Here is a 14540-nt window from a genome sequence, read left to right as displayed (position 1 = left end):
ATATATAACCCTGTTCATAACTGTTATGTAACAACATTGCCATGCAAGCTTAATCAAATCAGCAAGACCAAATTTACTATTATTCTGACACAAGGCTACAATCGTCAGATCAGACGAATGTGCAGCGCATGTGGCTATCATGTACGCTCACTTAAACGAATTCGCTTCATGCATCTGCATTTGGATGTAAAAGAAGGAGAATATCGTCTGTTAACAGAAAAAGAAATCAATTCATCAAAAGGCATCAAATAGAAAAGCTGTAAAGAAGCTAACGGATGGTTAGCCGATCTGCAGCTTTTTATACAAGAAAATGATTTTGTAACCAAAATCATATGCAAATAAGTAACTCCCTATCTGCATACCCACCTGCCTTTCTAGCGGCGTGGTTCCACTGACACCGTTATAGACTCTCAGATCATGAAGAATGATGTTCTTCAGATCAGGGAATTCACGGTAATAGAAACGGTTGGAAAGAGAAAAGACTTTCATGATGCCTCCTTGATAGAAACGAGAGTATTCACACAGACATTATATCATAATATCAACTATAATGATACTATAATTTCATATTCATGACACATAATCTCATAACATAAAGTATACTTAACTTTTTTTCATTCTCTTTCATTATCTTTCCCATCAAAATTAAAAATTCCTAATATATAAAAAACGATCACATAAGCCTGTGATCATTTTTCCTATTCTTCATTCATAGATATAAATTCAATTCGATTCGCCAAACAGCTGTTAGCTTTATCGACTTTTCCGCTCACTTTGATAATTTCACCCTTTTTTAAGGAATTTGCGATATTTTTATATAGGTTTGGCATAATGACCAAATCAATCGATGCCGTTTCATCACTTAATACCGCAAAGCACATAAGATCTCCTTTTTTTGTCTTATGCTGCTTGATATGAGAAATCGTACCCATGATCGTTACATAGCCACAAGGCTCCAGACATTCGATGATTGCCTTACCGTTGAAATGTAATTCTTTTTTGATACGGTTGAGCGGATGTTCGCTCAAATAAAAGCCTAAGACCTCTTTTTCCTGATTGGCCTTTCTTAAAGGATAATCTGCAACGTTGATGATCGCAGGCGGTGTTGCCAAGGAATAATCCAGCCGCAACTGATTTTCATCTTCGATCATGATGATGCTGCTGAAGCGTAAGGCATCCTCCAATGAAGCAAGCATGCTGGCTCTTGTCAGATGAAAGCAGTCAAACGCACCTGCCATGATACAGCATTCGATCGCTTTCCGATTCACCCCTGCCTTGCTAAGTCTGGCAACAGCATCATGGTAGCTTTCAAAGCTGCCCTTACTGCGTTCCTCTAATATCTTGTCAGTCGCATTGACACCGACATTACGAATGCCTCTTAGCGGAAATAAGACTTGATTATCATGTAAGATATATCTTTTTTCTGATAGGTTGATATTTGGCGGTTGGATCTGCAAATGCCGTTTCCTGGCTTCAAAAATATATTCGCTTGTCTTTATATCACTGCCAATGACCGAATTCAACAGTGATAAAAAGAAATATTGCGGATAATTTGCTTTCAGATAAGCCATCTGATAAGCAACCATGCCATAGGCAACGCTATGTGATTTATTAAAGCCATAATTCGCAAACTTCAAGATGAGATCATAGATGTCATGGGCAAGCTTTTCCGAATAACCCTTCTGAATGGCACCATCTATAAATTCTTTCTGCAAAGATTCAAGATCCTTCAGATTCTTTTTGGACATCGCTTTTCTCAGGATATCCGCCTTACCCAGACTAAAACCTGCCATCTTTTGTGCAATCTGCATGATCTGCTCCTGATAAACGATGATACCATAGGTTTCTCCTAAGATATCTTTTAAATCCTCATGAAGATAAACGATCTGTGAGGGATGCTGCCGATTGTTCAGATATCGCGGAATATTATCCATAGGTCCGGGACGGAACAAGGCCAGAGAAGCCGCAATATCCTGAAAACAGGCAGGTTTCAACTGGCGCAAAAGATTTTTCATTCCCTCCGATTCCAGCTGAAAGACGCCCGCCGTATCAGCCTGCTGGATCAGTGCATAGGTTTTTTTATTATCCAAAGGAATTTTCATGATATCAAAATCCGGAGCAATTTTTTTGATTTCTCCGACCACTTCATCAATAATGGTCAAATTACGAATAGCCAGAAAATCCATTTTGATCAATCCGAGATCTTCCAGATATTCCTTTGTAAACTGTGTAGAATCAAGTGCATCATCACTGGAAATCAACGGACAGACATCGCTGATAGGACGCTTTGAAAGAACGATACCGCCGGCATGCGTTGACGCATGACGCGGCAAACCTTCCAGCTTTAAGGCAATTTCATAAAGTCTTCGATTTTCAGCCTTTGCATCGATTGCCGTCCTAAAACGAGGTATATCCTGATAAGCACTTCTCAGCGTTACCTTTTTATTGGCCAGCATGACAGGAATCGACTTTGTCAGAATATCAATATCATATACGGACATTCCTAAGGCCTTTCCTGCATCTCTGAGCACCTGCTTTGCCGCAAGCGTACCAAACGTCACGATATGCGCCACATGCTCACTTCCATACTTCTCTTTCACATAGGCAATGACCTCATCTCGCCGATTATCAGGAAAATCTGTATCGATATCCGGCATGCTGATACGTTCTGGATTTAAAAAACGTTCAAATAGCAAATGATATCTTATCGGATCGATATGCGTAATGCCTAAGCAATAGGCTACCAGGCTTCCCGGGGCACTGCCTCTTCCGGGACCGACATAAATCCTCTGTGCACGTGCAAATTTGATGAAGTCATAAACGATCAGAAAATAATCGTCAAATTTCATATTATGAATGACACTGAGCTCATATTTTAAACGTTCTGCATATACTAAAGGAACCTTCTTCGTATTTAATCTTTTTTCAAGCCCCTTGACACAAAGACTTTTTAAATACTGATATGAGGATACCCCATACCGGTTTTCATAATGCGGCAATTCACTTTTGCCAAACTCAAAACAAACCTGACACTGCCCGGCAATCCAATCGCTCATCCTCAAATCATCTTCATCATATAATTCCTGCATTTCCCGTTCACTGCGCAAATAACGTCCACTGGCAATATCCAGCGTCTTATCATTCACATTCAACCCCTGGTCAATGGCACTGAGCACCCTGAAGCTTTCCTCATCATCTCTGGAAATCATATAGATGCGAGAAAGCGCAACGGTTTTGATACCATTGGCAAGCGCCACTCTTTTCAAGACAGGATTTTTGATCTGTAACAGACCCGTATCATTCATCACGATTCCACAGATAAAATCCTCAAAAGAGTCATTGAAAAGAGTCAGATATTTTCCCATCGAAAACTCATCTTCCTCGATAATATATTCATCAAATTTAGAATGATCACCACTTGAAATAACAAAACAGTGTTTACTGTAAACACCAAGCCTCTCTAAATCAATCACCTTTTCCTTTGTACATAAATAAGTGCTGAGCTTCAAAAGATTCTGATATCCGATATCATCCTTTGCCAATACGACAAAGCTGAACAATTCATCATCGATCTTACAAAAACACTCAAGACCGAAAATAGGATGAAGGCCTTCCTTTAAACAAGCATGATAAAAACTCATTGCTCCGTGCATGACATTAAGATCCGTTAAAGCAATGGATTTCATCTTCATCTGTTTTGCTGAATTAACGAGCTGCTGGATCCGAACCGTACTTTTTAAAAGCGTGTAACAGCTGCGAACATGTAAATGTACCATGATATTATTATAACACAAAAATCAATCTGCACACGTTAGAGTTGCTTTATAGCCTCAGCAGCAATAACAAGCCCGAATGCAGCCGGTACGAAGGCACTGCTGCCGGGAATGCTTCGACGATTTGTTTCTCTTAATTCCCGCTCATCTGTAAATAAAGGTGTCCGTGCTTTTTCCGTAGAATAAACGACCCGACATTTATGAATCCCTCGTTTACGCAATTCCCTGCGCATGACTTTTGCCAGAGGATCATAGCTTGTTTCAAAAAGATCGCCGACCTTTATCTGCAGAGGATCCAGACGATTGCCCGCACCCATGGAACTGATCAGCGGAATATGTAAGCGATGTGCTTCGCAAATGATATCCAGTTTTGCACTGATCGTATCAATGCAGTCAATGATCATATCATATTCTTCAAAATGAATTTCTTCTTTATTATCAGGAAGATAAAACATCTTCTTTACCTCAACATGACAATCTGAAGAAATATCTAACATCCTTTGTTTCATCACATCGACCTTATATTCACCAATGGTTGAATGTAAAGCAATGATCTGACGATTGATATTCGATTCACTGACGCGGTCATGATCCACTAACGTAAATGAACCGATCCCGCTTCTGACCAAGGCCTCACATACATAACCGCCAACACCGCCAACACCAAAAATCAATATCTTTGATGATTGCAGACGCTGAAATTTCTCATCACCGATCAGCATGATCTCTCTTTTAAAGCTTTCCATATCATCACCTCATCCTTGACAACAAAAGCTGACCTTAGTCAGCTTTGTTCATATCATTGATTTCATTTCCTTTAGATAAAAGTCTTTTCTTATAACGCGAAACACTTACCAAACCATAAATCGTCGTTAAAAGAAGCACGACACAACCACCCAAAGCAATATAAAAGTACAGCTGCATGGAAGCATTCTGATTTACTAAATTTTCATAATCTTCCTGTGTTACTGCTGCAGCACCTGAATAAAGCTGGAGGGTATTCTGTGTGCTTTCATACTGATAATAACGATACTCACCCATATCATCCATGGCATAGATCAATGAATAATTACTAAAGCTCTTATCTTCATAGACCCAGCCCATCAATGTTACATCATCAATTGTAAGCTCTTGATAAACCATACCGGCTCTTTCCTGCAATTCTTCAGGAATATCTACAAGACCCAATGTATTGCCCAGAAGAGCCACCTGCCGGTAAATAGAAGTCACACCTTTTGTTTCATCATAGATATAAAAGTTTTTTTCATCATCCTTCTGCAAATATACAACCGTAATATTGCGAGCAGGGCTTCGCCATGCCTTCACTTCATTACCATCGATCTGAACCGTCGTTTCCTCAAAACCATCCAATTGAACGGCACTTAAATTACGCACGACCCCCAGCTCATCATTTCCATAAGGAACATAGATCAAAGGTGTTTCATCAACATAAGCATTGATGACATACAGCTTTGGATTACCATTTTCCGCAGTTACCGTAATTTCAATTCGATTGTCACCGGCATTCAGTGAAATCTCACCTGTACCGGAAACACTTGCCTTTGAATCACTGGCCGAAGCATTAACCGTAATGCTTGAAACAGAAGAGGCTAATTCAACGCTATATTCTGTCACATCACTTGAAAATGCAGGTGAAAGCTGACCTTCACTAATCGACAGTGAAGCTAAGTTGTTATTCGAAGAACGATTATCGACAACAGGCGTTGTTGCGGAGCTGCCTGAGCCAGAACTCGAGCTGCTTCCTGAACCGGAACCTCCACCGGTATTCCCGGATGGAGTTGAATTTGCGACAACACTTACACTGCTTGAATTAATTGTTTTTCCACTATAATCAGATAAATCTGAAACATTGGTAGCGTCAACTCCAACCATAGAAATTGTTGCGGTTCCTTGAGATCCTGCGGTTGCAGTAATCGTAAAGGTCTTATTTCGATCACACCAAGAATCTCCCGTTCCTCCTGTTATAGTAGCGTTGCTTGCATCAAATCTGACAGAGCCTTCAATACTGCCGCAAGCTAATGTAACACTGAAGCTTCCTCCCGGAGCCACATTTGCTGCCTGAACCGGAATATATGATATCAGTATAAATAAAGTGAATATCATCATTATGGACTTTATAAATTTATTTTTCATTTGACTCTCCTATCATTGTATCTTAGAGATACCTAATATATGATTTTTTATCAAAACATAATCTAAAGACGATATTTTAGAATCACCGTTTACATCTCCACCTAATGATGGTCCACCTGATAAATGACTTAAATTAAGGATATGGTTTTTAACCAATACATAATCAAGAGAAGATATTTTACCATCACCATTCACATCACCCTTGATGATGATCGTATAGCTAGCCGTTTCACCACTTGATGACGTAATCTTAAGAATCATATCGGTTGCGATATATGAATTAGAATTGCTATGTCCATTCGTATTGATTTCTATCTTCATGCTTGAATCAATGGATTCCAAACGTTTCTTATATGTATCAATATTCGTCTGTGCTGAAATACCATATACATAAGAACCACTGAGTGACAGTGATGCTTTATTTAAGAATGACTGAATATCTGATGATGTCGTTGTCTTGGCATCATTGATCTTACGGATATAAGCACTTGAAATATAACCATAAGAATTATTGAAATCATATTTTTGGGAATAGATCCATGACAATGATTCATTGTTGTAACGGGCAATCTTTTTCTGATTGCTGTCTAATGGATGATCGGTATAGATCTGATACCAGACAGAATTACCGTTTACCGAAGTACCCGTTGTCTGACTCAATATGATCACCGGCATGTTTCTTACATTAGAGCTTGGATTCTTTAATGAAAGAATCGTATCAGAACTTGTAGATGCTGTTTTTCTGACATTCACGCTATCAACGGTTTCTTTGATTCCCAAAGCATATTTCTGATAATCCTTTTTGCCTAAATAATCATCAATAGAATAGCTGTGTGAGGCAGCTTTTTCGCCCCAGTAAGGGTCAGAAGCATATTTGACGTTCATACCGCTGGCCTTATCACCGAGATGACCGCCGAAATAGCGCCAGTCATTCGTATCCAGATAGCCCCATGTCACCCATTGACGTACAAAGATATCGATACAGGACTCGACAGAAACATAGACGCTGGCTGAACCCGACGGATTGGAATCCACTGCATTTAAGCCAAAAAGATTATTCTTTGCAAGAGCAATCTCACTTCTTCCCCAGCCGCTTTCATTGATCGCAATACCCATGGTCATCAAAGGATTGACACCAAAATCCTGTCCTTTCATAAAGGAAGCTCCTTCATTGACCAATAACGACTGGTTTGCTTTCAACGTACTGGTGCTTGTCGAAGTCGGTTTCTCGGTATATTTGCTCGCAATAAAAGCATTTAATTCTGCTGCCGTATAATTCGTCTGTGAATGAAGCGGCAGATACTGATAATAGTTATAATAAGGATTATTCACATTGATCGCATTCGTACTCGTACCATTGCGATAATCATCGATCATCTTAAAATAATCCGTATAAAAATAATGAGCATCATAACTATAATAAACCGTCGAACTATTTAGATAGCTTGGCGCATATCCCATATTGATGGCTGATGAATATGAACCGTCGCTCGATTTTAATCCTCCGGTACGGATATAGTGGTAAAGCTTACCATTGCTTACTTTATAATAGTTGATAAAAGTCCCCTTCTCCGTATAAGGAACGATATCGACCAAGGAAGCGTCAACCCAGCCATTTACACCTGAAAGTCTGAATTTCACCTTACCGTTACTTTCTTCCAGAAAAGCAGCATCAATACCATAAGCCATATTGATATAACCGCTTGTACCGGTACCGTCTTCCGTATAATTCGTATTCGCGACATAATTATCAACTACTATCTTTTTAAACTTGACAGTTGCATATTTTACCTTCCAATATTTATCCTGCGATTTCACAGCATAATTGACTGAAGGATTTTGTTTGATGATCGCTTCATAAGCACTCAGTGCATCCTCATAGTTTGCGAAAGAATTGACTTCTGTTTCTGTACCATTTTCACTGATACTGATAAGCTTATATGTATCATTTGACATGAGCGAAATATCCCCGTTGCCAATAAAATTCTGATAATATTCCTGTTCAGCCTCTTCTAAGGTAAGCGCACCCTCCGCATCAACGACACGTTCAATTACATTTCCCTCTTCATCATAATCATATATTACAGAACCGATCTTGACACCCGGATCATCGATCGTTTCATCATTTTCAGATGCTTGTGTATGTAAACGGCTCAACATAGAAAAGCCTATACAGGATATCATTAAAAAGGCAAGAGCTTTACGGCCAAATTTCATGACTTTTTAACACCTCCATTTCTTTCATAATTTTACATGATTTCATTAAAAAATGCAATGTAGGGAGAGGATTCACATATTTTACCTGTAATTCTTAATTAAAATTTATTTCATCAATCCAAATCATCGATCTTGCTGTCGTATTTTCGAATAACCACTTCTTTTCCCTTAGGAAGTGCAACATAGATTTCAGTATTTGAATCACTGTCAGCAGCAACATATGCAAATTTGATATTCGTTCCGACACCGATCTCTCCTGAAGGATTCATACAGATCAAAGATATCGCATCACAGTATCCCTTTTTTGCGATCATCCTTTCTGTCCATTCAAATACTACGGAACTGGCAGCTTCTTGTGCAGACATGCCCTCTTTCATCCTGCGTACCGTTTCATAGCTTAAACAGCCTCTCATGATTTCTTCACCTACACCGGTAGCGGCTGCCCCGCCTGCTTCATCATCACAATAAAAGCCGCTGCCAATCAATGGCGAATCTCCGACCCTGCCCCTCTTCTTCATAAAGAGGCCGCTGGTGCTTGTTGCACTGACAAGATGTCCTTGCTGATCCAAAACCACCATACCTACGGTATCATGTCCATCATAACTTGAAAGAGGCTGGTTTTCTTTTTTACGCTCTAAATATCTTTCATAGCTTTCTTTTGTCAATAAATTTTCTTTTTTCATTCCTAATGAAGCTGCAAATTCATTGGCACCCTCACCTACTAAAACATTATTAAAGCGACCCTTTGAACATTCATAGGCAACATCAACCGCATGTATTACACCTTCAAGCGCCCCTACGGCTCCTGCCTGAAGCGTTTTGCCATCCATAAATCCCGCATCACATTGAACGACTCCCTGCTCATTTGGCAAGCCACTATAACCGACAGAATGAAAAGCCTCATTTTCTTCAACCGCATGAATTGCTTCTAATACAGCGTCTTTAGCACTTTTCTTATCCTTTAAAAGACAAACGCCTTTATTTACTCCATCATAAGACATCTTCCATGTCGCAATCATTGACCATTTCATATTTTCACCTCGTAAATAGTATATCAAAAATAATAAAATTGTTAAGATTTACTTGAACAGTTTTACAGTTTGCGGTATAATCTTGTCATGGCCCGTTGGTGAAGCGGTCTAACACACTGGATTCTCATTCCAGCATTCAGGGGTTCGAACCCCCTACGGGCTACCATTTTATAAACTTGAACCTTGAAGGTTCTTTTTTTATGTACTATAATGATGTACGTTAAATAAAGGAGATTTTATGAAAAAAGTACGTACGAGATTTGCACCTTCTCCAACAGGATATATGCATATCGGAAATCTGAGAACTGCTTTATATGAATATCTGATTGCCAAGCATGACAATGGTGATTTCATATTGCGAATCGAAGATACCGATCAGGAAAGAGAAGTAGAGGGTGCGGTAGACATCATTTATGATGTCATCAATCAGACAGGTCTTCATTATGATGAAGGACCTGATAAACCGGGTACCTGCGGCCCTTATATCCAGTCACAACGTCTTCCCATCTATAAGGAATATGCTGACAAGCTGGTCGATCTTGGAGGAGCTCATTACTGCTTCTGTAAAGAAGAAGAGGTTCAGGCTGAAAAAGAAGGCCATGATCTGAGCTATCGCTATGTTGATCCATGCCGCTTTATCTCAAAAGAAGAAGCCCGTGAAAGAATTGCCAAAGGTGAGCCTTATACGGTAAGACAAACGATTCCGGCAACCGGAACGACCTCTTTTGAGGATGAGGTCTATGGACATATCGAAGTAGAAAACGCTCAACTAGATGAAGGTGTGTTATTAAAAAGTGACGGTTATCCGACCTATAACTTTGCGAATATCGTCGATGATCATCTTATGGGCATCACACATGTTGTCAGAGGAAACGAATATCTATCCAGTACCCCAAAATATAACCTGATCTATCAGGCCTTCGGCTGGGAGATTCCAACATATGTTCATGTACCGCCGGTCATGAAAGATGAATTCCATAAACTGTCAAAGCGTAATGGTGATGCGTCTTTCCAGGATTTGCGCGATAAAGGAATTCTAAGTGAAGCTATCATCAACTATATCGCCCTGCTGGGCTGGTCACCGGAGGGAGAACAGGAAATCTTCTCGTTAGATGAGCTTGTCAAGGAATTTTCAATCGATCGTATTTCTAAATCAGGTTCCATCTTCGATATCAATAAGCTGAAATGGATGAATGGTGTTTATCTGCGAAATAAAACATTGGAAGAATTCCATGAGCTTGCTTTGCCTTACTATAAGGATATCAAATCTCATGTTGATCTCATGGAAATCTCAAAGGCCCTTCAGCCGCGTGTTGAAATGCTGGCGGATATTCCGGAAATGATTGATTTTATCGATGCTCCATATCCGTTTGATGCATCGTTATATACCCACAAAAAGATGAAAACAAATGCTGAAAATTCACTTGAAGCATTAAAATGGGTCGTTGATGAAATCGATTTAGTCAGCGATTTCACAGACGATGAAGCTTTCACTAAGTTCTTTGTCGATCTTGCTGCTAAGCACGAGGTCAAGAACGGACGTGTGATGTGGCCGGTTCGTGTTGCTTTGACTTATAAGGCATTTACACCGGGCGGAGCAGTAGAAATTGCTCATATCATCGGAAAAGAAGAAACGATGCGCCGCTTGAATCAGGCAATCGAAGATCTGACAAGCTATCTTTCTGAACAATAAAAGGTCTGCCAAGTGCAGATCTTTTATTATGCGTTAATGTCGCCAACAGATAAAAATGAAGCCTTGACAAAGAAGGCTTCATTACATTTAATCTAAATCCACTCCATTTGAACGTACTGCTTTTTCTACCCATTCATAACTATCTTTTTTTATACGCTCATAAGAGCCATTTCCATAATCATCAAGATCAACATATACAAAACCATATCTCTTGCTCATTTCACTGCTTGAACAAGATACAATATCAATTGGTGCCCAAAAATAATATCCTTTTAGATCTACTCCATCCTGAATAGCCTCTTTCATCTGTAATATATGTTGACGATAATAATCGATACGATAATCATCATGGATCTTTTCATCCATACCCTTTTCATCTTTTAAACCGATACCGTTCTCAGTTATATAAATCGGCTTTTGATAACGATCATAATATTCATTTAAAACAACTCTGAGTCCGATTGGATCGACTGACCATCCCCATGGGTTTGCAGGTAAATTTTTATTGCGATAGGCATCTTGATTATTTTGTAGACATTCATCATCATAAACTCTTGTATAGTAATAAGAAAAGCTGAAAAAATCACTTGTATTTTTTAATACCTCAAGCTCTTCATCACAAATATCGATATGAAAATGATGATCATCAAAATATCGATAAGCATAACCGGGAATCTCTCCCCGAAGCAATACATCACCATAGAAATATTCCATTTGATTTCTTTTTAAGGTAGCTAATACATCCTTTGGCTCACAGCTAGCCGCATAAGCAGGCCCTCCACATAACATCATGCCAATTTGTACATCCGGATAATTTTCATGAGCATATTTGGTAATCATGGCACAGGCAATCATTTCATTGATCACTCCCTGCATCTTAGCTTCTTCTAAATTATCCACCTTATCTTCTGGAATCCCTAGATGATTAAAGCTTTCATGTCGTATGAGATTGATCTGATTAACAAGGATCCAATGCTTTACCTTGTTATGATAATGATCCAAAAGCGTCTTACCATACTGATAAAAAAAACCTATCGTCTTTTTATTGTACCATCCGTTATAATCCAATGCTAAATGAAGAGGCATTTCATAATGTGACATCGTAATCATCGGCATCATGCCGTTTTTTATAATTTCGTCAAAAAGATCATCATAAAATCGCAGACCTGCTTCATTAGGTATCTGATCATCACCATTCGGAAAAATACGCGCCCAATTGACAGATGTCCGATATGTGTTCAACCCCATACCATTCTTTCCCAAAAGTGCTAAATCTTCCTTATAGCGATGATAAAAGTCAGTACCATGTCTTTTTGGAAATATTTTATTATCGTCTTTCAAGGCATGATAGATATCATCCGTAGTAATTTCCGTATTGCATTTCTGATCAAGAGCAACATTATCTACAAATTCATTGATATCAGCCAGACAAAGTCCTTTATTATCTTCTTGATAAGCTCCTTCCATCTGATTCGCTGCAAATGCACCTCCCCATAAAAAATTATCAGGAAACGTTTTTAATACTTTTTTCATTTCTTCCTCCTATTTTTGTGAAAAAATCAATCATGATACCAGTTGAAGCAATTGAGATCGCCGTACCAATTCCTACGACTCCTCCTAAAAGAAAACCAATAATTGTTAACAACAGATCTGCTCCCAAACGAAGCCACCGGTAATCTATTTTTATGAGGTCTACAAGCCTATATAAAAGTGAATCTAAACCATTCATCCCTAATTTACATCTGATTAAAATCGATAAACCAATCGTATAGACGGTCTGACCGATTAGAAAAACGATGAGCATTGAAATAAAACTTAACTGTAAATTCAATCCACTTAAGCCGTCATAGGCAAAATCAATCGCATAACCTGTAATCAGTGCCGATAAAATGGTTCCGCCACCAAAATATTTTCGTGCCGCCACTAAAGCAGCGATAATTAAAACACCGTTATAGATCCGTGAAGACTGACCATAACTTATATTTAAAATGATATGTAATCCATCCTGAAAGACAGTGACCGTATCACCGCCAATATTTGCATATAAGATGATTCCTACACCGATACCAATACAAAGTCCGGCAACACATATCAAACATCCTTTTTTCATCAATTCCATATTCAACACCCACACCCATCAAAATAATAATTCCGCAATATGAATGACATTAGCACCATTTTCTTTTAATACCTTATAACATGAGTTACAATAAACAATCACTTGTTTACCATCATACTCTTTGATCAAATCAGTAATCTTTTCCCTCCTTTGTTCTTCATTAAGCAAAACTACCTTCTTCTCTAAAGCTGAAAAGGTTTTAGGTGCTATCTTTAAATTTTCAGAGCTCATATGCTGCATAAAATTAAAGCCACAATAATCATCATGACTGCTTATCCGATAAGAAGCACCCGTTTTATCAATCAAAGAACAAACGGCTTTTTTTATATTATCATCTGCCTTCGCACAATGTTGAATGATACATGTTGAATTATTTAAACGAGGCAAAAGGAAATTCTTATCTTGATCAATGATTTCCCACAAAGAATATATATGTGCCTTACTTACTTCTTTTAAGATCAAAGAACAGTTGGTACATATCGTAATGCCTGTATCAATTTCATTTAATTGTCTATGATCTATTCGACAACATCCTTTTGTTTCAATTGATTTCTTATTTAAATATTTTATGATCTTTTCACTGATTTCAGGAAAAGCTATTTTAAATTTACAACTTGGATAATAATATCGCATCATAACACCTTACTTATAAAACACATCAATAAATTCTTCATATGAAGTAGTTTTCTGCAACTGAAAGATCTTATCATTGCTTAAGATAACTTTACTAAGCTCTTTAAAAAATATCTGTATTGTTTTTTGAGAGCTGTTCAATGAGAATAAAAAGACCAGCTGGACATATTTATCATCCCAAAGGATTGGCTTATTAAGACGACAAATCGAGATAAAATTCGGAAACTTACCACTTTCAAGAGGGTGAGGAATGGCAATTCGTTTACTATATGCGGTTGAACTATATTTTTCACGCTCAATGACAGATTGATAAAATTCATGGGCATCAAAACCTAATTTATCAGCTATTTTTTCAATAACCGTTTCCAATAATTCTTCTTTAGTTGCACAATCTAACACAAAATAAAGATCCTTGCTCATAAATTCATCAAGATCATTTTGTTGATCGAGCTTGTCCATGATCAATTTAATGAGAGTGATATCATTATCTGAGATAAATTCTCCGGTTGAAATTGTCGGCTTTTCAAACCATAGCTTTTTGCCAGTTGCATTAACGATCATATCAAACTGATCTAATGCCTCCTCACTTACATCTTCAAAGGAAAAAAGCTGAATGATATTGATCCTCTCTTTAAGTACCTGATTGATCTTGTAAGAAATCAGCTTAAAGATAGTAACTGAATCATCTAAGATGACAGCTAAATTATATTTTTTTAAATCTTTATTCGTTTCTAATGATAATGCCAGATGAATAGCAAAATACAATTTTTCTTCTTCAGAAATATTTTTATGATATTTTTCTTCAATAGCTCTAAGACCGATGATCGCTAATTCATTGGCATAAGGAAATGCATCTTTGATACTTGAAAGATTGGATTTTTTGATTTGATCATCATTTTTTAACCGATAAAGAAATAATG

The 14540-nt window shown here is 38.1% G+C and carries 11 protein-coding genes, 1 tRNA gene and 1 pseudogene; 3 read left to right on the top strand and 10 right to left on the bottom strand.

The genetic code is table 11. From position 1 onward, the window contains the following. Nucleotides 1-252, top strand: a pseudogene (locus Q0K35_RS10760) (23S rRNA pseudouridine synthase F); the annotation flags it as partial. Between the two features lie 27 nt (nt 253-279). On the opposite strand, the gene Q0K35_RS10755 reads toward Q0K35_RS10760, so the two are convergent. The 6 genes from Q0K35_RS10755 to Q0K35_RS10730 all read right to left on the bottom strand — a co-directional run bounded on the left by Q0K35_RS10755 (nt 280) and on the right by Q0K35_RS10730 (nt 9175). Further along, nucleotides 280-489, bottom strand: coding sequence for a hypothetical protein (locus Q0K35_RS10755; RefSeq protein ID WP_294562863.1), 210 nt, complete (start codon nt 487-489; stop codon nt 280-282). A gap of 209 nt (nt 490-698) precedes the next feature. Next, nucleotides 699-3794 carry a DNA polymerase III subunit alpha gene (gene dnaE / locus Q0K35_RS10750; RefSeq protein ID WP_365936225.1) on the bottom strand — a complete coding sequence of 1032 codons (3096 nt, stop codon included), beginning with the start codon at nt 3792-3794 and terminating at the stop codon, nt 699-701. Between the two features lie 17 nt (nt 3795-3811). After that, nucleotides 3812-4519, bottom strand: a complete 708-nt coding sequence (locus tag Q0K35_RS10745; protein ID WP_294562862.1) for a tRNA threonylcarbamoyladenosine dehydratase — start codon at nt 4517-4519, stop codon at nt 3812-3814. 34 nt (nt 4520-4553) lie between these two features. Continuing rightward, complete coding sequence (locus Q0K35_RS10740) at nt 4554-5927, bottom strand: cadherin-like beta sandwich domain-containing protein (RefSeq protein ID WP_294562861.1); 1374 nt, start codon at nt 5925-5927, stop codon at nt 4554-4556. A 12-nt stretch (nt 5928-5939) separates the two neighbouring features. Then, entirely contained in the window at nt 5940-8144 is a 2205-nt protein-coding gene (locus Q0K35_RS10735; RefSeq protein ID WP_294562860.1) for a dockerin type I domain-containing protein, read from the bottom strand. Nucleotides 8145-8257: 113 nt separating this feature from the next. After that, on the bottom strand, nt 8258-9175 hold the full coding sequence (locus tag Q0K35_RS10730) for an isoaspartyl peptidase/L-asparaginase (protein ID WP_294562859.1): 918 nt from the start codon (nt 9173-9175) through the stop codon (nt 8258-8260). Between the two features lie 89 nt (nt 9176-9264). On the opposite strand from Q0K35_RS10730, the gene Q0K35_RS10725 reads away from it, so the two are divergent. Both Q0K35_RS10725 and gltX read left to right on the top strand, forming a co-directional pair. Further along, nucleotides 9265-9341: transfer RNA gene (locus tag Q0K35_RS10725), tRNA-Glu, on the top strand. A 72-nt stretch (nt 9342-9413) separates the two neighbouring features. Further along, entirely contained in the window at nt 9414-10868 is a 1455-nt protein-coding gene (gene gltX / locus Q0K35_RS10720) for a glutamate--tRNA ligase (protein ID WP_294562858.1), read from the top strand. Nucleotides 10869-10955: 87 nt separating this feature from the next. Here the strand turns inward: gltX and Q0K35_RS10715 are convergent, their stop codons facing one another. The 4 genes from Q0K35_RS10715 to Q0K35_RS10700 form a co-directional block, all read right to left on the bottom strand. Then, nucleotides 10956-12401, bottom strand: a complete 1446-nt coding sequence (locus tag Q0K35_RS10715; RefSeq protein ID WP_294562857.1) for a family 1 glycosylhydrolase — start codon at nt 12399-12401, stop codon at nt 10956-10958. Continuing rightward, entirely contained in the window at nt 12373-12987 is a 615-nt protein-coding gene (locus Q0K35_RS10710) for a hypothetical protein (RefSeq protein ID WP_294562856.1), read from the bottom strand. Before Q0K35_RS10710 ends, Q0K35_RS10715 begins: the two co-directional genes overlap by 29 nt. Before the next feature lie 18 nt (nt 12988-13005). Then, nucleotides 13006-13620 carry a hypothetical protein gene (locus Q0K35_RS10705; protein ID WP_294562855.1) on the bottom strand — a complete coding sequence of 205 codons (615 nt, stop codon included), beginning with the start codon at nt 13618-13620 and terminating at the stop codon, nt 13006-13008. 9 nt (nt 13621-13629) lie between these two features. After that, nucleotides 13630-14540 (bottom strand): PTS sugar transporter subunit IIA (locus tag Q0K35_RS10700; protein WP_294562854.1); only part of this gene is annotated, 911 nt, incomplete at its 5' end.

It is taken from the genome of uncultured Traorella sp. (assembly GCF_944327115.1).
Lineage (GTDB): Bacteria > Bacillota_I > Bacilli_A > Erysipelotrichales > Erysipelotrichaceae > Traorella.
Note: the sequence above shows the minus strand (reverse complement) of the source record. Positions and strands in the feature narration are given on the sequence as shown.

Excerpts from the sequence above, each read along its gene's own strand:
- Q0K35_RS10735 (WP_294562860.1), bottom strand. The coding sequence starts at position 8,144 with ATGAAATTTGGCCGTAAAGCTCTTGCCTTTTTAATGATATCCTGTATA.
- Q0K35_RS10745 (WP_294562862.1), bottom strand. The coding sequence starts at position 4,519 with ATGGAAAGCTTTAAAAGAGAGATCATGCTGATCGGTGATGAGAAATTT.
- Q0K35_RS10705 (WP_294562855.1), bottom strand. The coding sequence starts at position 13,620 with ATGCGATATTATTATCCAAGTTGTAAATTTAAAATAGCTTTTCCTGAA.
- gltX (WP_294562858.1), top strand. The coding sequence starts at position 9,414 with ATGAAAAAAGTACGTACGAGATTTGCACCTTCTCCAACAGGATATATG.
- Q0K35_RS10730 (WP_294562859.1), bottom strand. The coding sequence starts at position 9,175 with ATGAAATGGTCAATGATTGCGACATGGAAGATGTCTTATGATGGAGTA.
- Q0K35_RS10755 (WP_294562863.1), bottom strand. The coding sequence starts at position 489 with ATGAAAGTCTTTTCTCTTTCCAACCGTTTCTATTACCGTGAATTCCCT.
- Q0K35_RS10715 (WP_294562857.1), bottom strand. The coding sequence starts at position 12,401 with ATGAAAAAAGTATTAAAAACGTTTCCTGATAATTTTTTATGGGGAGGT.
- Q0K35_RS10710 (WP_294562856.1), bottom strand. The coding sequence starts at position 12,987 with ATGGAATTGATGAAAAAAGGATGTTTGATATGTGTTGCCGGACTTTGT.
- Q0K35_RS10740 (WP_294562861.1), bottom strand. The coding sequence starts at position 5,927 with ATGAAAAATAAATTTATAAAGTCCATAATGATGATATTCACTTTATTT.